This is a genomic window from Rhodothermales bacterium (genome assembly GCA_040221055.1).
GTDB lineage: Bacteria > Bacteroidota > Rhodothermia > Rhodothermales > UBA10348 > 1-14-0-65-60-17.
Map to the genome: position 1 here is coordinate 149,369 of JAVJVN010000009.1, position 20,569 is coordinate 169,937.

Consider the following 20,569-nt stretch of genomic DNA (forward strand, 5'->3'; position numbering starts at 1 on the left):
CCATGTCCGACCCGTCGTTCCACGCCACACTTCTTGTGGACTACACCAACTTGTTCGGAGTCATTGTGGAACGAGCCGGTACCGACGAACAGCCGGACTCGGTCGTCATTGAACTCATCAAGGAAGTCCAACGCCACGTGCAGGACCACCTGCAGCTGCGGACCATCCGGACGGTAGCCTTTGCCAGCCTGCCTCCGGGGCACGTACAAGGCCATCGCGCCACCGGCGCGTGGCTGGCATCCGGCATAGAGCCCCGGTTCTCCCACGCCCTCGCGTCCGACGAAGCCACGACCATTGACCTGGCCATGGAGGCCGTTGAAATCGCGGTCGCTCAACAATCCCCCCACGCCTACATCATCCTTTCAGGAAACCAGTGGTTCGTGCCCCTGGTGCAGCGTCTCCAGAAGAAAGGGCACTTTGTCGTCATGGCCTCCCTGGAAAGTCCTTCCCGAAGCGATCATTTCCCTGCCGATGTCATGGAGGCGTTCCTGAATGTCCGCTTCCTGCTGGACAAGACCACCTTCCCCGGGGGTGACAAGGGATTCGACGCGGACGGCGAACGCCCCGACGAATATGCCGGCGGTCCGGCAGAAATCATTCCGCTGGATGACGATGGCGCGCGCCAGGCACTCGAGGTCATCGAGCAATTCTTCGGTCAATACGAGGAGGTCTACCTGACCCCGTTGCTCAGGAAACTGTCGGAAGTCCTGGGCGACGCCGAAGAGCCCAAGGAATTGGTGACCATCCTGGAGGAGTGCGGCGCGGTGTGGCTCGAAAAGCGGCGGGGCTTCCCGCATAATTACACGGTCCTGCTGGTCAACGACGAGCACCCGGACGTGGAGGATGTACGCGAGCACGCAGCCGCCGGAACGGGCCCGCACTACGACGATCATTATCGGGACGAGGAGTACGAGGACGACCGTGCAGCAGATGATGAAGACGACGATTACGAGGAGCCCCATGTCTGAGTTGACCCCCCATCAGATTGTCGATGCGCTCGACAAATACATCATCGGGCAGCACGAAGCGAAGAAGAGCGTGGCCATCGCACTCCGCAACCGGTGGCGCCGGATGAGTGCCTCGGAGGACATGCGGGACGAAATCATGCCGAACAACATCATCATGATCGGCCCGACCGGTGTCGGAAAAACCGAAATCGCACGCCGGTTGGCGCGTTTGGCCGGCGCCCCGTTCATCAAGGTCGAAGCCACGAAGTTCACGGAAGTCGGTTACGTGGGTCGGGATGTCGAGTCCATGATCCGCGACCTTGCTGACATCGCCATCAACATGGTCCGCGAGGAGCATACCGAGGGCGTCCAGGAACGGGCCCGTGAACGTGCGGAAGATCGGATCCTGGATATCCTGATTCCGCCTCCGCCCGCACAGGCACGACCGTCCAGCCCCGTGGCAACCCGGTCCGCGCAGGGCTCGTTGACGGCTGACCACGGTGTCCGTCCCGAAGGAAGCCCGGCTTCGTCGGTAGACGCTCCGGAAATCGAATCGGAAGCCCAGTTGCGCGAGCGCACCCGGGACAAATTCCGCCGCAAACTGCGCAACGGCGACCTGGATGCGCGGGAAATCGAAATCGAAGTCAGTGCCGACAAGTCGCCCATGTTGCAGGTCTTTGGACCCATGGGCATGGAAGAGATGGGCGTGAACCTGCAGGATCTGTTCGGTAATCTGGGTGGAAAGAAGTCCAAGAAGCGCCGCGTTCCGGTTCAGGAAGCCCGTGAGTTGCTTGCGCAGGAGGAGGCCCAGAAACTGATTGACATGGACAAAGTGACGAAGGATGCCCTGACCCGCGTCCAGCAGTCCGGTATCGTTTTCATTGATGAAATCGACAAGGTGGCCGCACGCACGGGATCCGGCAAGTCGGGACCGGACGTCTCGCGTGAAGGCGTCCAGCGGGACCTGTTGCCCATCGTGGAAGGGTCTGGCGTCATGACCAAGTATGGGATGGTCAAGACCGACCATATCCTGTTCATAGCAAGCGGTGCGTTCCACGTGGCCAAGCCCAGCGACCTCATCCCGGAACTCCAGGGGCGCTTCCCCATCCGGGTTGAACTGGACAGTCTTACCGAGGATGATTTCTATCAGATCCTGACGGTGCCGCAAAACGCCTTGTTGAAGCAATACCAAGCCCTGCTGGCATCCGAAGGCCTGACGGTACACTTCGAGGACGTCGCAGTCCGTGAGATTGCCCGGATGGCCGCGGAGGTGAATGCCGATGTGGAAAATATCGGAGCACGCCGTCTGCATACCATCCTGACGACCTTGCTGGAAGACCTGTTGTTCGATGTCCCGGATGTGGTTCAGGACACGACGGTGATCGTGGACAAAGCCATGGTTGCGGCCAAACTGGACTCGGTCATCGAGAACCGGGACTTGAGCCAGTATATCCTATGAGGTGGGCTGACATCGACGCACAGTCGGTGTTGCCCACTCCGTTTTCCGATGAGCGGTTTGTGGCTGGCCTGGCCGCTGTGTTCGGCTGGTCCGTCCGGCGCGTGGATACGACCGTCGGTCTCTCGGCCCTGCTGGTGGAGCGACGAACCGGTCCGTTCCGGGAAATCGTGCTTCCCCCGTTTGCCCCGTGGACGGCCCTTGCCCTTGACACTAACCCAGGCGAGCCGTTGCCAAACACCGGGCTCCAGGAACTGTGCGAAATGCTCCGGAATGTCGGCATTCCGGCCCTGTTGTCCCTGCCCGCCTCCTGGCCGCAACCGTTACCCGCCCTTCCGGGTTGGACCGTGCGCGAACGGGATACCGCCGTATTGACAACCGGAACCCTGGAAACCGTCCTTTCCGGCTATTCTTCTTCGTCCAGACGAACCTTCCGGAAGCATGCGGATGAATATGTGTGCGCGGAGACGTCCCGATCACCCTCCGTGGAGTCCGATGTCCGTGCCACCATCGACCTGTTGGCCAACGCGTATGGTCGCCATGGCCGGACCCTTCCCGGCGGATCACCGGCCCGCATGGCCGACCTGGCCCTGTTGATGCTCAAGGTTGGACGGGCGCGGATGTACACTGCGCGTCGTCAATCCGACAATGGGATAGCGGCCGGAATTGTCGTCCTTCACCGGGGTTCGACGGCCTGGTACTGGCTGAGTGGAAGTGTGCCAGGACCAGCCATGTCCGTCCTGGTGGGGACCGCTGCTGCGGACCTGGCCGAACAGGGTATCCGGAACTTCGACCTGATGGGAGCAAACACCCCATCCATCGCGGAATTCAAGCGTCGCCTTGGCGCAGAGCGGGTTACGTACGCCCATTTGATCCTTCCGGGTAACGGGATGCCTGCGCTGCTGGCTGCGGCACGACGCACTGTTGGCCGTTTCCGTGGGGCATCATGAACCGGGTCCGGAGTGCAGCTGTGCTGCTGGTCACCGCCATGACCGCCGTCTGGTTTGCCATCCGGTTCGGTGTTGATTTCGGCGTGTCGGATCAGGATGAATTCCTGCCCTACCTGATTCATCTGGGGAATCCCGATTGGTTGACCTCGGATTGGTTCGTTCAATCCCAGCTTGCTTCGGTTTCCGTCCGTGCGGCGTTCGCCTGGGTGCTGCACGGCATGACCCTGGCTGGGCTGACGACAGGACAGGCGGTCCTGGCCCTGTATGTCCTCTCCTGGCTCCTGCTTGGTGCGGGCATTTACCGCCTGACACTCGCCATTACCGATGACCCTCGCGCCGGTCTGCTGGCCATTCCGTTGGTCCTGATCGTGACGAGTCGGTGGAATCCGGGCGGGAATGACTTCATGTATGGGCTGCTCGTGCCGGAGTCCCTGGCCTGGGGCATGGTCCTGTTCGGGGCGAGCATCTGGACGACAGCCAGGATGAATCGAAACACGGCGGTTTGGGCCAGTGGCCTGTTGTTCGGCCTTGCCGTGTGGATCCATCCCCTGGTCGGTCTTCAGTCCGGCGGCGTCGTACTCGTCGTCCTGCTGTTCGCCCGCTTTACGGGTACGCTGTCCTGGAAGATGATTGGACTGTGGAGCGGTCTCTGGCTGGCATTGGCAATCCCCGTCGTCTGGATGTTCCTGCCGGGTTCATCTCCGGCCGATGACCGCGCATCCGAAATCCTGGTACACCTCAGATCGCCACATCACTATCTGCCGCATGCGTTTGACCCTGCCTCCCTCATGCTTCTCCTCGTACTGGTCGGCGCTGCAGCGTGGGTCCTGTGGAGCAAACCGGCCGTATTCCGGTCTGCCTTTTCACGCCAGACCGCTGCGCTTGTCTGCTGGGTGCTGACCGGTGGCCTGGCCGCATCAGCCGTGGTCGTCCACCTCTGGCCCGACGGCCCCCTGACGGTCGTGCAGCCGTTCAAACTGGCCGTGCTCCTGCGGGGCGCCTGTGTCGTACTTGTTTCGACCGGACTCGTGGCGATGCTCAGTCACCGCCTCCCCACTATTCGCCAGTGCGCCGTGGTGGCCCTGCTTCTGACCATGCTCGGGGTGGCCCTCGTGGTCAGCCTGACCCCGGTCCAGCAGCGGGCCCTGCCCTTCATGCGACCCGATCGCGTGGAATTCCGGCGTCTGGCGCAGGTGGTCGAAACACATACACCCGCCAATGCCGTCGTGGTCATTCCGCCGGGCTGGACCGGATTCCAATTTGCGTCACACCGGGCCCAGTACGTCAACTTCAAGGCGTTCCCGTTCCAGTCCGACGCCGTGCTGGAGTGGTACGATCGTCTGGTTGCCATCGGCGCCGCGCCTGAACCGGGACAAGCAGGTACGGATTGGCTGCAGGCCCTGTCACGGGCCTATGTCCAACGTACAGCCGGGGAATGGCAAACGCTCCTGGCCCGGATCAACGCTACCCATGCCATCGTTCCGGAGTCCATTGCTCCCCCTGCACCCCTTGTTTGCCAGTCCGGCTGGTGTCTCTTGCGTGCGCCTGCACCCCTCGCCCCATGAAACGACTCCGAGCCCGTTTTTCGCATTTGCTGGATGATTCCGGTTTCCGCGGCCCGGTCCTGAAGTTATTGACCGGGACGGGATACGCCTTCATCCTCGCCTATGTCGCGAAGACGATCCTGCTGCGGATGTACGATCCAGGGGATTTTGGCATCTACGCAGCGGTTTTTGCCATCGTGAGTATATGCCAGCCGCTTGTCACGCTGCGCTATGAGGATGCGCTCATGATCTCGGACACGCCCCGGAAGGCGGCGCACGCGTTCGTGCTGTCCATGGGTGTCCTCATCGGCATGTGTATGCTCCTGCTGGTGCTGATTCCCCTGCGCCACGAAATCGAGCAGCTCTTCGGTGAGCCGGCCATGGCCGACTGGATCTGGACCGTCCCCGTTGTGCTGTTCATCCAGCGGGGTGCCAAGACCATGGAGCTCTGGCTCTCGCGCAATGAACAGTTCAGTCTCATCAGTGGAGGGCAGGTGGCGCAGAGCACCGTCATGACGGTGGTCCGTATCGGGGCCGGATTCGTACGGGCCAGCCCGGGCGGACTGATTTTCGGGTTCGCCCTCGGCCACCTGGCCCAGGCCGCCCTGTACGTGAAACGGATGGGCACCTCCGTCAGGGCGGCCCTTGAAGGATCTCCAGGAGGTCTGGATACGGGTATGCTCCGTGAAGTGGCGGTCCGCTATCGGAAATTTCCCATGTTCACGACACCGGCCGCCATGATCTCTGCCGGCGTCTCCCAACTCCCGGCTCTGCTCTTGTTGTACTACTTCAACAAAGAGGTCCTGGGCATCTATTCACAGGCCTTTGCCGTCCTTTTCATTCCAATGAGCCAGCTGGCCATGACCATTGCCCAGGTCTTTTTCGTGCGTGCCGTGGAAGCCCACCGGGAGGGCACCTTGGCCGGACTGTCGGAGAACATCCATAAACGGATGGTCATGCTCGTGCTGCCGGTCACGGCGGTCCTGATGGTGGTCGGTGGCGATGTATTCGAATTCCTGTTCTCGGCGACCTGGCGGGCGAGCGGAGAATACTTGTTGTTCCTGGGACCATGGATCCTGTTTACCACCGTGTCGTCTCCGCTTACGCGGTTGTTCGATGTGCTGGAGCGCCAGCGCTTCGAGCTCGTTGTCGCCATCATCATGTTCGTCGTGCTCACGGGAGCCATGATTGTCGGCGGTCGGACCGGCGATGTCACAACCACCATGATTTATCTCGGTGTGGGTGGCGCTGCCGTTCGGATTTTCAGTATCGTGCTGCTTACGCGTCTCGCGCGGGTACCCTTCCGGCGTGTCATCAAGCCCTATGTCCGATACACCCTGGTGTGTTCACCGCTGCTTGTTGCACTGCATTTCATCGGAGCAAGCGCCAACGGACTGGTCACCACTTTCAGCGCGTGCGTGGCGCTGGGCCTGTTCGGACTCTATGTCATCCGGAAAGAGCAGCTGTTGAACGTGCGATGATCACTCGATCCGGGTGAAGAGCACCTTCCGCGCACGATCCGTGGTGCCCTCGAAGCCGACTACGCTTCCCGCGTGGTTTCGCACGAAACGGATGGTATCGAAATACCACGCAGACGTGGAAAACATGTCAGGGTCGGACCAGGTCATGGTGAACGGGCTGTTCCGGGCGTGGGTCGCCGTCAATGTGCCGTTCGTCAGAGACACGTCGAACGTAGAACCCAACTCGTCGGAATGGTACACACCAGCGTACGTTCGTAACGAATCGGCGTCCGGGGCAAACACATGATGAAGCAGTTTCTCCGCCATTTCCGACGGATTCAACGAATTGGTATTGGCCAGAACGACCATGGTCAGATCATCGTCCGGGAATCGCATGAGTACCGTCCGGAACCCCCTATGCCAACCACTGTGTGACACCCTGGCGTGCCCGTACAGGGTGTTGAGACTCTGTCCGAAGGCGTATGCCAGGGTATCTCCGGACGTCAGCATGCCGCGCGTGTGGGCCAGCTCCCACGTGCCCTCCTCACCGATCTGTTTCCGGTTCAGCGCATGTGCCCATGTGGCAAGGTCACCGACCGTGCTGAACATCCCGGTCGACCCCTTGTTTTCATAGACCAGGAGTTGCTTTCGATATCCCCCCTCGCCGTTCGGTTCGTACCCCTGTGCGGCACGCGCGTCGATCTCCGTGTAGGACTCATGGATGTGGCTGTCCTTCATTTCAAGTGGCCCGAACACGTTCTCCTGGAGCCACTCCCCCAGCGTCTGGCCACTTACCCGGTGAACGATCTCGGCCATCAGCGTGTACCCCGTGTTGCTGTAGGAGTACGCGTTTCCCGGCTCGAAATTCAACGTCCGCTGGGCATACGCCAGGCCCAGGATGTGCTCATGGAGCGTCACGTCATCCATTCGCCAACCGGCCATGCCGAGAAGATCGAATTCATCCCGGAGTCCACTGGTATGATGCACGAGATGCCGGATGGTAACCGGTGGGTCGAACGCGTGCATCTCCGGAATGACCGTCCGCACGTCCGCATCCAGGTCAATCCGCCCCTGGACCGCGAGCGTGGCAATGGCCCATGCCGTGAACTGTTTGGATACCGATGCAAGCATGTAGACGGTATCGCCGCTGGTCGGTATGGCCCATTGCAGGTCGGCCGTGCCGTACGATGCCTCGAACACGGGCTCACCCGCTTTGAAAAGGGCAACCGTGGCACCCGGTGTTTCCTCGTTCCAAGGGCTGAAAAGGCTGTCCGCGTGGGCTTTGAGCCCGTCCAGGTGGAGGGGCACTTCCTGGGCCGTCACCGGATGCACGGCCGACAACATGAACAGGATAAACAGAGGAAATTTCGGATTCAGGTGCATGATCAATCGGGGAAGGTGGCAGGACCCGACATGATAGCCCAAATCGGAGGCACAAAAAAAGGGGGGCAGTCGCTTGACTGCCCCCCTTCTCGCGGAGCGGGTGATGAGATTCGAACTCACGACCCTCACGTTGGCAACGTGATGCTCTACCACTGAGCTACACCCGCATTTGAGCCTGCAATAATAGGCAGAATTCCGGCCGCCGTCAAGATGCACACACACACCTTTACACGAACCTCAAACAAGAACATTCCCGTCCGGTCGTACATTGGTCATGACATTCCACCAGCCGACACGATCATGGCCAACATCATTGACGGAAAGCGCATTTCCGCGGAAATCCGGGACGAAGTCAAACAATCCGTTGAACGGCACATTTCATCCGGTCATCGCGCCCCGTTCCTGGCAGTTGTCCTGGTCGGTGAGGATCCCGCATCGGCATCGTATGTGCGCGGAAAAGCCAAGAGTTCGGCCGAAGTGGGCATCGGAAGCGAGACGCTCACCTATGACGCATCCATTACTGAAGCCGAGTTGTTGGACGTGGTGGAGCGGTTGAACAACGACGACGGCGTCGACGGCATCCTCGTCCAACTGCCCCTTCCTTCGCACATCGACGAGCACCGGGTCATCAATGCGATCAACCCGGCCAAGGATGTGGATTGTTTCCATCCCGAGTCGGTAGGTCGGCTGTCCACGGGATTGGATGGCTTCGCTCCTGCTACCCCGGCCGGCATTGTCCAGCTTCTCCAGCGTTCAGGTATCGAGACATCCGGTAAACACTGCGTCATCATCGGCCGATCGAACATCGTCGGCAAGCCGCTTGCGAGCCTCATGCTGCGCAAGGGCGTGGATGCGACGGTAACCGTATGCCACAGTCGCACCAAGGACCTGCCCTCCATTGCACGCCAGGCAGACATCCTGGTAGCCGCCATTGGACGGGCAAACTTCGTCACGGCGGACATGGTCAAGCCGGGAGCGACCGTCATAGATGTGGGGATCAATCGGTTGGATGATCCCACTCGGGAGCGCGGCTACCGCCTGGTCGGTGATGTGGATTTCGATGCCGTGAAGGAAGTTGCGGGCCATATCACGCCTGTTCCGGGCGGTGTCGGACCCATGACCATTGCCGTACTTCTGCAGAATACGCTCAAAGCTGCCACCGACCACTGACCCCCATCGACTGACTCCCGCCACCATGCGCGCCTTCCTCCTCCTGTTGGTCTTCTGCCTTTCCGTCCCGTCCGTGGGAGCCCAGGCCTTGTTGGAGGCCCACATCCTTGGCCCACGTGCCGTTGAACTGACGGTCGATGAATCTGCAAAACCCTTCCGCTCGGAAGATCTGTCATTGACCGGGCTGGATGGACGGATCATCCCCATCGCCTCTATCCTACCCAAGCGCGCCGATACCTATCTGGTCGTCCCGGCGCAGGACATGGATCCCACCCGGTTACATGTTCTGGCATCCGGAAAGGACGGCAGCCAGGTCTTTGTTCGCCGGGATGCCTGGTTCAAGACGCTCTATTCCGACAAGCCCCTGGGCGCGATTGTGTCGGAAGATCGCACGCATACCGATTTCCGTGTGTTCGCGCCGCGGGCAACCCTGGTCCGTCTGCACCTGTTCTCGGACCGGTACGGGGATCTGGATGCACCCGACAAATCCATCGACATGAATCGTGACCGGGACGGGGTATGGGAGGCCACAGAGCCTGGAAACCACCACGGCGTGTACTACACGTATACCGTGCACGGCCCGGATGAGCCCGGCAACTGGTTCCATGGGACGCATCCGGTTCACCTCACCGATCCCTACGCCCTCGTCAGTGACGACTCATTCGGAAAGGCTCGCGTGTGGATTCCTGACGCCCCCCCGGTACCGGTCAAGGGCGGACGCCCTTCCATGGAAGACGTGATTGCCTATGAGGTGCATGTACAGGACTTCACCGATGCGCTTCCGGTTGCCGATCACCTGAAAGGCACGTTCTCCGCCATGGCCATGCCGGGCCTGAAGAACGAAGATGGACACCGTGTGGGATTCGACTACCTCGTCGACCTGGGTATCAATGTGGTCCATCTCATGCCGGTCCAGGAGTACCTGCATTATCCGGACGCTGAATGGCAGGCCGCGTTCGCGGATAACCCGTACATGATTGAACAGGATATTGCCCGGGAAAATTACCAGTGGGGCTACCGGACGACGCATGCGCTGGCCGTGGAGTCCCGCTTCCGGGATCGTCGCTCGGATCGGGGGCTGGAACCCGAACCCGGAGAGGAACGCAGACAGTTCAAGCAACTCGTTCAGGCCTTCCATGAAAAGGGCATATCCGTCATCATTGATGTCGTGCCGAATCACACCGGCGAGAACATGGACGGTCGGCACCTCCTGCTGAATTTCAATGGATTCGATCTGCCCTACTATCACCGGACGGACGATTCGCTCCGCCATATCGGACCCTTTGGCAACGAGATCAAATCGGAAGAACGACCCATGGTCCAGCGATGGATCCTGGATCAGTTGCGGCACTGGGTCGAGGTTCTCGGTGTGGATGGCTTCCGAATAGATCTGGCTGGACAGATCGACGAGCAAACCCTTCTCTGGATCAAGTCAGAGTTGCCTTCCGACTTGATCATCTACGGGGAAGCCTGGATTCCGCCATCCGACCCCGAAGTAGCCTCGGATCCTGATTTTGGCTGGTACAAGGCCGATTCCCCGATAACGTATTTCCAGGATGACGCCCGGAATGCCTTCAAGGGGCCGGTTTCCGACCCGATCAATCCGCTGACCGATCGCGGTTTCGCAGGAGGTGACGGCTCCGTACGCGAGCGTGCCGTGTTGGGATTGACGAACGGTTGGGCCGAAGAAGGCGACCCAAACCGCGGTATCAACTACCTGGACATCCATGACAACTGGACACTGGCAGATCAATTCAGCAATGAAGATTGGAACGGGTTGCTCCACGTGGATGAGAAGGCATTCAGGATTGCCGCAACCTTGTTGTTCACGTCGCTTGGTCCGATCGTACTGCACGGAGGAACGGAAATCATGCGATCCAAGGGTCATGCCCCACTCGAAGAGGTCGTCAGATGGACGGAGACCGGGCCCCTCTATTTTCACGGAAAGCGGGACTCATACAATCTGCGGAGAGCCAATCGATTCCTGTGGGATACGGTCGGTGCTACGACGCCCATGGACTATGCCGGAATGCTGGCCTACTGGAAAGGTCTTGTGGAATTGAGGCTGTCCCATGCCGGAAGCGTGTTCCGAATGGGGGGCTCCTCGCCGGATGAAGGGCATTATGACTTCATTACTCCGGACAACACGCAGTTGCTGGGTTATCGTGTCGGCGACGAGGTATTCGTACTCATGAACACGTCGTTCGAAGACGCGGAATTCCATGACCTGCCTCCCTTCGACGGCGCGTGGCGCCTGGTTGCGGACGGAAACCGGATTGATCTGACCGGCTTGGGAGAACAGACGCTCTCCGGGACAATCCCGTTCATTCCCGTTCCTGCACAAACCGCTCTGGTCTGGGTCCGGAATCCGGACAATTAGGGCGTCTCGACCGGATTACTGGAACCGCCATCGTATGGTGTTCCGTTGATTTCGAACGACCATGCAATGGACGCCGACTTCTCGAGCGTCTTCGCCACGGAGCAATACTTTCCCAGGCTCAGATCGACGGCCCGACGGACCTTCACTTCATCCAGTTCACCCGTGAGTCTGAAGTGCACGTGAACGTGATCATAGAGCGAAGGGCTCGTCCCGTCCGGCTTGTGTCCGTGGACGTCAATTTCCAGGGTACGGATGTCCTGTCGGGATTTTTCCAGGATGGACACGACGTCCACGCCGCTGCACCCGCCAATGGCCATCATCAGCAACTGCATGGGACCCACCCCGTTGCCCTTGCCGTCTTCATAAGCCGTGGCATCGTCGATATCCACGACATGCCCGGCGGCATTCGTGGCCTTGAAGTGATAGGGTTGTTCCTGCCTCGCAAGATGGACGCGGATGTCAGCCATGGTCTTCGTCGAATGTTTTCATCATGGACCAATCCTGCATGGCGGGCAAAGCCGCGTGGGCAGTCAGGTCGTGCAGGACGGGTGTCACCGACACCCATCCATTATCAATGGCCCAAAGGTCTGTATTTTCACCCGGATCCAGATTTCGAAAGGTGCCCGAGAGCCAGTAATAGGGTCGATCGAATGGATCGCGCCGTTCCGCGAATGATTCCTCCCACATGGACCGCGCCTGCCGCGTCGGCATGATGCCCTTGATCCGTGACAGGGGTAAATCGGGGATATTCACGTTCAAGAGGATCCCGGCCGGCATGCCGTTGGCCAATACCCACTCTGCCAATTGCCGCGCAATCCGGGCAGACGCCTCGTAATCACCCGTACCCCACCGGCAGTGGGAAAACGCGATGGCTGGGATGCCCAGTATGGAAGCTTCCGTTGCCGCACTGACCGTCCCGGAATAGATGACGTTCACGGCCGTATTCGGGCCGTGATTGATCCCCGATACGACAAGATCCGGTTTCCGGGGTACGAGCTTGTCCAAGGCCAGTTTGACGCAGTCGGCTGGTGTTCCATCAACGGCCCATGCCTTCAATGCGCCCGTAGGCCCCCGGAATGGCCACGGACGAGCACGGACTGGATCCCGCATGGTAATGGCGTGACCGACGGCGCTTTGCTCCGCGATGGGCGCAACCACCACAATTTCTCCAAGTCCATCCAGTCCGGCTGCCAGCGAGAGGATTCCCGGAGCATCTATGCCGTCATCATTGCAGACCAGAATCAGCGGTCTCTCAGTAGCTTTCGTCATCAGATGGAAATTTTCGCTCCCGTACATCCGATACGTACGACCGGACCGCATCGGTAATCAGGGTATCCAGCGCAGCATAGCGGCGGACAAAACGCGGATGGAAATCAGTCGTGAGACCCAGCGCATCGTGCGTGACCAGGACTTGCCCATCGGTTCCGGGTCCCGCGCCGATGCCAATGGTCGGAATACTCAGCGTTCCGGAGACTTCGCGCGCCAATGCAGCCGGGATTTTTTCCAGGACGATGGCAAATACACCGGCCTCCTGCAACCGGATGGCGTCTTCCCGGAGTTCATCGGCTTCCAATTCTTCTCGCGCGCGCACCTTGTAGGTACCGAAGCGATAGATGGATTGCGGTGTAAGCCCCAGGTGTCCCATGACCGGAATGCCGGCTTCAATCAGGCGTTCAGCCGTGGGAACCACGGATCGCCCACCCTCCAACTTGACGGCATGGGCGCCTGCCTCCTTCATGATCCGGATGGCCGAGGCCAGGGCTTCACGACTGTTGCCCTGGTAGGAACCGAACGGCATATCGACGACCACGAGGGCACGCTCCACCCCACGGACCACGCACTGGGCGTGGTAGATCATATGATCCAACGTGATCGGCAGGGTCGTTTCATGCCCGGCCATGACATTCGACGCGGAATCACCCACCAACAGGATGTCGATACCAGCCCCGTCAATGATCCGGGCGGACGTGTAGTCGTACGCTGTCAACATCGCAATGGGCATGTGCGATGCCTTCATTTCCTGCAGCGTTTGGGTGGTAACCCGCTTTATGCCTTCAGGATCAAGGTCCGGAGTTGCTTTGCTCACGACGTGCTACGTCAGTTTCCTGGCGTAGTATCGTCTTCCTCGATCTCGATTCCCAATCGGGATGCGATATCCAGGTTCAGATTGACAATCCGGTCTTCCTTGACGAACAACAAGGCCGGAGAACGGAGCACGACGTCCAGGTTTTTTTCAGTGGCCACCTGGTCAATGACCGATTGGACGCGGTCCAGCAGGGGCGCCATGAGTTCTTCCTGGCGGGCCGCGATTTCCGCGTCCTTGGCCTCAGCAGATTGCTGGATTTCCGCCTGCAGGGCGCCCAGCTCCTGTTCGCGTTCGGCCTGGCGTTCCGGAGACAGCAGCGGCTTCTGGCGCTCATAACGGGCTACACGCTCCTGGAAATCCTCGGCCAGTGCCTGGAGGGCCTGCTGTCCGGTCTGGACTTCCTGCGCCAACTGACGCTGGATGTTCTGATAGTCCGGCATGTACTGGATGATCAGCTCGGGATCGGCGTAACCAATGCGGAGTGTCTGGGCCTGGGATTCGGTGGTCGGCAACGCGACGACCGCCAGCAGGATGGCGAAAGGAACGAGAAATCGCTTGATCATGATTCGGATGATTTACAGGTGGGTCCGACCGGAGTCGGCTTGATGGGTCAGTTGTTACGGCCCTGCGTACTCTCAACGTCTATGCCAAGTTCGCGAAGGACCAGGTCACTCAGGTTGTATTGCTCACGGCGGAACATGAAAAGGAACTCACCGGCCGTATCGAAGACGTAGTCATAGCCCTCTGCCGTTGCCACTTCCTCGATGGCGGCAAGGATGCGTTCCTGAAGCGGTCGCATGAGCTGTTCCTGTTGCAGGAATATGTCCCCTTCCGGTCCGAAATACTTGACCCGCAGACGCTCCAGTTCATCTTCCGCACGTACGATTTCCTGGCGGCGGCGCTGCCGTTCCTCGTTGGTGTAAAGCAATTCGCGATCCTGGTACTCCCTGAATCGGTTATCCAGGTCCCTGCGCATGTCATCCAGTTCCTTTTGCCATTCCGATGCCAAACGATCCAGCTGTTGCTGTACCGTTGCGAACTCCGGGGTGCGCTCCAGGATATAGTCGGAGTCGATATATCCAATGGTCTGCTGGGCCCGCGCGTCGATCACGCCAACGGTCACCAGGAGAAGAAGACTGAACAAGGTCACGCGCATGAAAGTGTCTCGTATAATGGACATTTTGTGCATGGGATGGGGCATTCTGGACACGGTCAGAAGCCCTGCCCGAGGCTGAACTGGAAGGTCCACTTCCGCGTTCCATTGTGCTTTGTGGATACCGGCACGAATGCATCGAAGTTGTATCCATAGGCCATTTCCACCATCCCGAGGATGGGCAGGAAGACGCGAGCGCCCAAACCCCCGGAGCGAAACACGTCCGTAGGATTGTACGCGCTGAACGTATCCCAGGAATTGGCGGCATCCAGGAACAGGTACGGGGCTGCCTGCAACTGTTCGGACTGTATGGCTATCCACTGGATTTCCGCACCATACTTGTTGAGGATGCGCCCGCCAACCGGATCATTGCTCGCATTGCGCGGACCAAGAGCGGCCAGCGGATACCCCCGCATGTAAACAACATCCTTTCCGAAGAAACTGAAGAAGCCCTGCGTCTCAAAAGGTGACCCGCCCACCACGAACCGCTCAAACTCGACTTCGTCACCGGTCAGCGATCCGATGAAACCGTAATCGGCCGTGAAGCTGACGGACAGTTTCCGGGTCAGCGGTGCGTACCATGACGTATTCAAGCGCCACTTGTGGAACTGGATCAGGTCCCCGATAGGAGGAGCGACCTGTACGGACAGCAGGAATTTGGACCCCTGGCTCGGAAAGAGCGGGTGATTCGTGTTATTTCGCGACAGGTTCTGCGAGATGGTTACCTGTTGACTGACGCCCTGGGGCAACGTGGCAATCCAGTCCTGGTTCTGGAAATACTGGTAGCCGACGGACGTGGATGTACTGAACCAGTTGTCCGGCCACTTCAATCGCTGTTCGTAGAAGACGTTCTGGTTGAAGGTCAGCAACCGGCCGTTGGTGGTCCCCGCACCGGTATCCAGGAACGTCAGGCCCTTTATGCGGGAGAACGACGTGGAGAACCCGATCGGCTTCGGTTTGCCACGGAACCAGGGCTCCGTGAAGGACATGGAGTACTGCTGGTACCGGGATCCGTTGGTCTGGACGCCGACGCTGAACCGCTGTCCGTCACCAGTAGGCAACGGTGACCAAGCGTCCTTCTTGAAAATATTCTGGGCTGAGAAGTTGTTGAAGTTGAATCGCAACTGCAGGATGAGGCCGAATTGGCCCCACGTACCGGACAACTCAAGCTGGCTCGTGCCCGTTTCAGCAAGGCTGTAGGCCAGGTCCACCGTCTGCGTCTCGTCACGGATTTCAATTCCCGGACCCGCCGCCAGCGACTCCTGGGTGAAATAGTTCAGCTGCATGAGGCGGCGGATGGACTCCTGGATCTGGGAGCGTCGGAACGTCGATCCCGGAATGGTAGACAGTTCACGACGGATGACGTGCTCCTTGGTGGTCGTATTTCCGGCGATCCCCACGGTGCCGTACGTATAGACATCCCCCTCGTACACGTTGAAGGTCAGGTCCAGGGAGTCCCCGTCGACGGTAACCCGCGGTTCCACCTGGAACCGCATGTGACCTGAATTCTGATACAGACTGTAGACGTCATTGTCCTTGCCCGTGCCGTACAGATTCTCATCGATGGTTTTGCTGTTGTACGTATCGCCTTCGTACAGCCCCAGCCGTTCCGTCAACGCCTCGTCACTGTACAGCGTATTGCCCGTCCACTCGATATCCCGGACCGCATATTGGGGTCCCTCATCCACGGTCACTTCCAGGACCATGTAGGGGTCCGATCCGTCCGCGTTCATCATCATGACCGTATCCTGCACGACACGCGCATCATAATGACCGTTCTCATTGTACAGCTGGACAATCCGGTCCAGGTCCTCCGCGAACGTGTCACGGTCCAGGATGGCTTTTCTCCAGAAGCGCAAGGTGGACTCCTTTTTCGTTTCCATCGCCTTCCGGAGTTTCCTGTCGGAAATCCCGGTATTTCCTGCGAAACGGATATCCTCGACCTTCACTTTCGGCCCGCGATCAATCCGGAAATCCAGGTCGATCGAACGATCGTCTATGCGTTCGCGAACGACATCGACGGTGGTCAGCGGGTGCCCCTTGTCCAGGTAGAAGTCCTCGATGATCTGGACGGTTCGGGCAATGGCACTCTCCTGTACCGGCCCCCTGGAAACCAACGGCACTTCCTTTCTCAGATCTTTGGCATGCCCTTTTTTCACGCCCGAGAATTCGTACGAACCCAGGGTAGGTGCCCGCTGGACGCGGATGGCCAGAAAGACGCCCTGACCGACGCGGCGCTCCTGTACGATCTGGACATCCTCATAGGTGCCCAGTCGATGGATGGCCCGGATGGCTTCTGAAAAAGCAGGGTCGCCGGGAACGCTTACTTTCTGGCCGATGGTCAGCTGACTCGTCTGCTGGATGAAGCTGCGACTGAATTCGTCAACATCCCCCTCAACGGATATTCCGAGTATGTCCAGTTGCTCCGGTCGTGAATACGCCTGGGGCTCGAACTGGGCGAATGCGACCGTGGAGCCCTGGGCCAGGACGAGCAGAACCAAGGCCGGGAATAACAGATTGAGGAAACGGGGCAAGAGATATGAGCGGTCTGTTGAATGGTGCGGGCGGGGTAACGGTCCATACCGACGCCTGGTTTCACAAAATTGGGGCGAATACCGGTCCCCGACATGGCCCGTCGTCCGAGCGTACACCTTCACCGACTTCCGCCTACGCGTCCGAAGCGACGTTCCCGATCCTGGAAATCCTCGATGGCGGAATACAGGTGATTCCGACGGAAGTCCGGCCAGAACACCTCCGTGAAATGCAGCTCGGAATAGGCCAGTTGCCAGAGCAGGAAATTGGAAATGCGACGTTCTCCTCCAGTCCGGATCAGCAGATCAGGATCAGGCAGTTCCGGGTCGTTCAAGTACCGCCGGATGACTGTCTCGTCCACCAGTTCAGGATCCAGCTTACCGGCAGCGGCGTCTTTCGTCATGGATCGCGCCGCCTGTACGAGCTCCCACCGACCCGAGTACGACAGGGCAAGCGTGAGCACCATACCGGTGTTCGCGGACGTGGTCTCGACAACGCGTTCCAACTGGACCCGACAGGCGGGCGGCAGCATGGTCCGATCGCCAATGGAGGAAAAACGGATATTGTTGTCCTGCAATGTCTTGGCTTCCTTCTCCAACGACCGGATGAGCAACTGCATGAGGGCATTCACTTCCGTGGCCGGACGACTCCAATTCTCCGTACTGAACGTGTAGAGCGTCAGATTGGAAATCCGGAGTTCCGCAGCCGCTTCCGTTACATCCCGAACGGCCGCGATGCCTGCCCGGTGCCCCTGCACACGCGGCTTGCCTTTCTGGCGTGCCCATCGCCCATTGCCGTCCATGATGACCGCAATGTGGCCCGGTAGGGGGCCACGCGCTTTCAGCGCGTCCTGCCGGGCACGATCGTCCTTGTCCGAGCTCACAGGTTCAGGAAGTCATTGAAGATGACGAAAACCATGAAGATCAGGAGGACAACCATTCCTATCTGCTGCAGGATCATCCGCAACTTGAGCGACGGTTCCCTGCGCGTTACCCCTTCATAAATCAGGAAGACCAGGTGTCCCCCATCCAGGGCCGGGATGGGCAGGATATTGATGATGGCCAGCGTGATGGACAGCACCGCCACGATATTCCAGAAAAAGGGTGCGCCCCTGTCCGCCGCCTCCTTTGTAGCCCGCGCAATCATGACCGGACCTCCGATGTTTTCCCGGAAGGCGTCCTGGCCGGTGAAAATGCGCTTCAGGCTCGTTCCTATGAGCCGGGTGTTGGTGAACATGTCGCCAAAACCTGCCGCGACCGCCTTTACCGGACCGTACGTCCGAGTCCGGAAGAGCTGGTTCACGCCGATCACATAAGCGGAAGCCGATTCCTCCGCCGCTATCGGTATGTCAAAAAATGTGCCGGCGGCGACCTGTATGGAGTCCGGCAAACGGACAGAAGCAGAGGCCGGTAGGGACTGAATCGAGTCCGGTCGCAGGATCCGAAGCGTGAAAGGGGCATCCCTGTATGGCTGGATAAGGGGTGGCACGTCCGACCAGAATGACACCAAGCTGTCGCCAATGGCTACGACCTTGTCACCGGCTCGCAGCCCAGCGCGGTCAGCAGGTGAATCGGGGGAGACATAGCCGATGATGGCTGGATCGAATGCAATTCCGTGCTCGCCCTTCGACTGGTTCAGTCGCGTCATGATGTCGTCCGGACCCGAGAGCGTGAGGATCTCCTCGCCTCGACGAACCGTGAGGACGGGCGGGTTGGCCAGGAGCATTTCCTGTATGCTGAAATAGGACTCGCCACCGTCATACGGCTGACCATTCATGGACAACAGTTCATCCTGGGTCCGGAGCCCCATATCATAGGCGATGGATCCTTCCGTAACGAGCAGCGGGCCATCTGCCGGCACGTACATTTCCCCGTAGGTCGCCTTCAACCCGGCAAATATCAACGCGGCCAGGATGAAATTGAACAGGACGCCGCCGGTAATCACCAGTATCCGTTGCCAAACAGGTTTTGCCCGGAACTCATACTCCTTGGGCTCCTCGGACAACGAATCGGTATCCATGCTCTCATCCACCATGCCCACGATCTTGACGTATCCACCGAGTGGCGTCAACCCCAGGACATATTCGGTCTCCCCCCATGTGAAGCCAAGCACTTTCGGTGGAAAACCCACCGAGAACTTCTCCACACGCATCTTGAACAATTTGGCAAACAGGAAATGCCCCAACTCGTGAATGAACACGAGGATCATGATTGCCAGGAGGACCCATCCAACATAGGACAGGATATTGATCACAGATTCCATTGAGTCGCTGCCGTAAAGACGGGCAGAAGGATTGGATACGACAGTAGCCCGGTCTAATGAACCCGTGTCCCCATGAGTTCCGCAGCCAGGGCCCTCGCTTCGGCATCCAGGGCCAGCCGGTCGGCTACGCTCGTGGTCGCCCGGCCGGACAATCGGGAAAGCACTCCTTCATTGATCCTCGGAATGTCCGGAAACGAGGCCCTCCCGACCAGGAATGCACCCACGGAGACCTCATTGGCTGCATTCAGGACGGCCGTGGCCGACGGACCGGCATCCAATGCTTCAAAAGCCAAGCGAAGGCAAGGGAAACGACCCGTATCGGGCGGTTCGAAGGTCATGGACGAGGCCGTGGACCAATCCACACCCGGTCGGGATGCCGGCCATCGTTCCGGAAATGCCAGGGCGTACTGGATGGGCAGCTTCATGTCGGGCGGGCCCAGTTGTGCCATGGTCGATCCGTCGTGGAATTCCACCATGGAATGGATAACGGACTGCGGATGCACGACGACGGCAATCCGGTCTGACATGACATTGAACAGCCATCGGGCCTCGATGACCTCAAGCCCTTTGTTCATCATGGTCGCCGAATCAATCGATATCTTGGCACCCATGTCCCAATTCGGATGCTTCAGGGCATCGGCTGGCGTCACGTGCTTCATGGCATCGCTCGTCCACTCCCTGAACGGCCCCCCACTCGCTGTGAGGACAATGCGCCGGATATCCTCCATCGCCTCGCCAGCCAGACACTGATAGATAGCCGAGTGCTCGGAGTCCACGGGAATGATGGATACGCCTTTCTGTTCGGCCGCACGGGTCACCAGATCTCCGGCCACGACCAGGGTTTCCTTGTTCGCAAGGGCAATCCGGCGGCCGCATGAAATGGCCGTGAGCGTCAATTCGAGGCCCGCGGCGCCGACCACCGCCGTCAATACGACATCCACGCCGGGCCAGGAAGCGGCGTCATTCAGGCCCTGCGTACCGACAAGGACCGTGATTCCGGACCCCGACAGCCCCTCCCGAACCCATGCACCCGCCGATTCGTCTCCGATGACCACGCATTCCGGACGGAATTCCAGCGCCTGCCGTACCAACAATCCTGCGTTGGACCATGCCGTAAGCACCCGCACCTCCAATGCGTCCGGGTGACTCCGGATGACATCCAGCGCCTGGGTTCCGATGGACCCGGTCGAGCCGAATATGGCCACTTGTTGAGGTTCAGAGGGCATCATGAAACATACACTGCACC

17 protein-coding genes and 1 tRNA gene are annotated in these 20,569 nt (G+C 59.5%); 7 read left to right on the forward strand and 11 right to left on the reverse strand.

What is annotated here, in order from left to right:
* Window positions 1–2 precede the first annotated feature (2 nt).
* From RIE53_03320 to RIE53_03340, 5 genes are read left to right on the forward strand one after another with little or no spacing between them, the layout of a single operon-like run.
* On the forward strand, window positions 3–968 hold the full coding sequence (locus RIE53_03320) for an NYN domain-containing protein (protein ID MEQ9103705.1): 966 nt from the start codon (window positions 3–5) through the stop codon (window positions 966–968).
* A complete protein-coding gene (hslU, locus tag RIE53_03325) occupies window positions 961–2,406 on the forward strand; it encodes an ATP-dependent protease ATPase subunit HslU (GenBank protein MEQ9103706.1) in 1,446 nt (481 codons plus the stop codon). Before RIE53_03320 ends, hslU begins: the two co-directional genes overlap by 8 nt.
* The gene (locus RIE53_03330) at window positions 2,403–3,353 is read left to right on the forward strand and encodes a GNAT family N-acetyltransferase (protein MEQ9103707.1); all 951 of its coding nucleotides are present in this window, start codon (window positions 2,403–2,405) and stop codon (window positions 3,351–3,353) included. Before hslU ends, RIE53_03330 begins: the two co-directional genes overlap by 4 nt.
* Window positions 3,350–4,918, forward strand: a complete 1,569-nt coding sequence (locus RIE53_03335) for a DUF6798 domain-containing protein (protein MEQ9103708.1) — start codon at window positions 3,350–3,352, stop codon at window positions 4,916–4,918. Before RIE53_03330 ends, RIE53_03335 begins: the two co-directional genes overlap by 4 nt.
* Window positions 4,915–6,378, forward strand: a complete 1,464-nt coding sequence (locus RIE53_03340; GenBank protein ID MEQ9103709.1) for an oligosaccharide flippase family protein — start codon at window positions 4,915–4,917, stop codon at window positions 6,376–6,378. The genes RIE53_03335 and RIE53_03340 overlap by 4 nt, the downstream gene beginning before the upstream one ends.
* Here RIE53_03340 and RIE53_03345 read toward each other — a convergent pair whose 3' ends face one another.
* Together RIE53_03345 and RIE53_03350 are read right to left on the reverse strand one after the other, a co-directional pair.
* Window positions 6,379–7,740: a serine hydrolase domain-containing protein gene (locus RIE53_03345; protein MEQ9103710.1), complete on the reverse strand. Its 1,362-nt coding sequence runs from the start codon at window positions 7,738–7,740 to the stop codon at window positions 6,379–6,381.
* A 95-nt stretch (window positions 7,741–7,835) separates the two neighbouring features.
* Window positions 7,836–7,907: transfer RNA gene (locus RIE53_03350), tRNA-Gly, on the reverse strand.
* A 133-nt stretch (window positions 7,908–8,040) separates the two neighbouring features.
* Here RIE53_03350 and folD point away from each other — a divergent pair.
* Complete coding sequence (folD, locus tag RIE53_03355) at window positions 8,041–8,910, forward strand: bifunctional methylenetetrahydrofolate dehydrogenase/methenyltetrahydrofolate cyclohydrolase FolD (GenBank protein ID MEQ9103711.1); 870 nt, start codon at window positions 8,041–8,043, stop codon at window positions 8,908–8,910.
* Window positions 8,911–8,935: 25 nt separating this feature from the next.
* Window positions 8,936–11,290, forward strand: coding sequence for an alpha-amylase family glycosyl hydrolase (locus RIE53_03360; GenBank protein MEQ9103712.1), 2,355 nt, complete (start codon window positions 8,936–8,938; stop codon window positions 11,288–11,290).
* On the opposite strand, the gene RIE53_03365 is transcribed toward RIE53_03360, so the two are convergent.
* The 9 genes from RIE53_03365 to RIE53_03405 all read right to left on the reverse strand — a co-directional run bounded on the left by RIE53_03365 (window position 11,287) and on the right by RIE53_03405 (window position 20,552).
* On the reverse strand, window positions 11,287–11,757 hold the full coding sequence (locus tag RIE53_03365) for an OsmC family protein (GenBank protein MEQ9103713.1): 471 nt from the start codon (window positions 11,755–11,757) through the stop codon (window positions 11,287–11,289). The genes RIE53_03360 and RIE53_03365 overlap by 4 nt on opposite strands.
* On the reverse strand, window positions 11,750–12,559 hold the full coding sequence (surE, locus tag RIE53_03370; GenBank protein ID MEQ9103714.1) for a 5'/3'-nucleotidase SurE: 810 nt from the start codon (window positions 12,557–12,559) through the stop codon (window positions 11,750–11,752). The genes RIE53_03365 and surE overlap by 8 nt, the downstream gene beginning before the upstream one ends.
* Window positions 12,543–13,376 carry a 3-methyl-2-oxobutanoate hydroxymethyltransferase gene (gene panB, locus RIE53_03375; GenBank protein MEQ9103715.1) on the reverse strand — a complete coding sequence of 278 codons (834 nt, stop codon included), beginning with the start codon at window positions 13,374–13,376 and terminating at the stop codon, window positions 12,543–12,545. Before panB ends, surE begins: the two co-directional genes overlap by 17 nt.
* 11 nt (window positions 13,377–13,387) lie before the next feature.
* Window positions 13,388–13,939: an OmpH family outer membrane protein gene (locus RIE53_03380; GenBank protein ID MEQ9103716.1), complete on the reverse strand. Its 552-nt coding sequence runs from the start codon at window positions 13,937–13,939 to the stop codon at window positions 13,388–13,390.
* 47 nt (window positions 13,940–13,986) lie between these two features.
* The gene (locus RIE53_03385; GenBank protein ID MEQ9103717.1) at window positions 13,987–14,532 is read right to left on the reverse strand and encodes an OmpH family outer membrane protein; all 546 of its coding nucleotides are present in this window, start codon (window positions 14,530–14,532) and stop codon (window positions 13,987–13,989) included.
* Between the two features lie 56 nt (window positions 14,533–14,588).
* Window positions 14,589–17,063 carry an outer membrane protein assembly factor BamA gene (bamA, locus tag RIE53_03390; protein MEQ9103718.1) on the reverse strand — a complete coding sequence of 825 codons (2,475 nt, stop codon included), beginning with the start codon at window positions 17,061–17,063 and terminating at the stop codon, window positions 14,589–14,591.
* A 119-nt stretch (window positions 17,064–17,182) separates the two neighbouring features.
* Complete coding sequence (locus RIE53_03395) at window positions 17,183–17,944, reverse strand: isoprenyl transferase (GenBank protein MEQ9103719.1); 762 nt, start codon at window positions 17,942–17,944, stop codon at window positions 17,183–17,185.
* On the reverse strand, window positions 17,941–19,323 hold the full coding sequence (gene rseP, locus RIE53_03400) for an RIP metalloprotease RseP (protein MEQ9103720.1): 1,383 nt from the start codon (window positions 19,321–19,323) through the stop codon (window positions 17,941–17,943). Before rseP ends, RIE53_03395 begins: the two co-directional genes overlap by 4 nt.
* 53 nt (window positions 19,324–19,376) lie before the next feature.
* Window positions 19,377–20,552: a 1-deoxy-D-xylulose-5-phosphate reductoisomerase gene (locus RIE53_03405; GenBank protein ID MEQ9103721.1), complete on the reverse strand. Its 1,176-nt coding sequence runs from the start codon at window positions 20,550–20,552 to the stop codon at window positions 19,377–19,379.
* Window positions 20,553–20,569 lie beyond the last annotated feature (17 nt).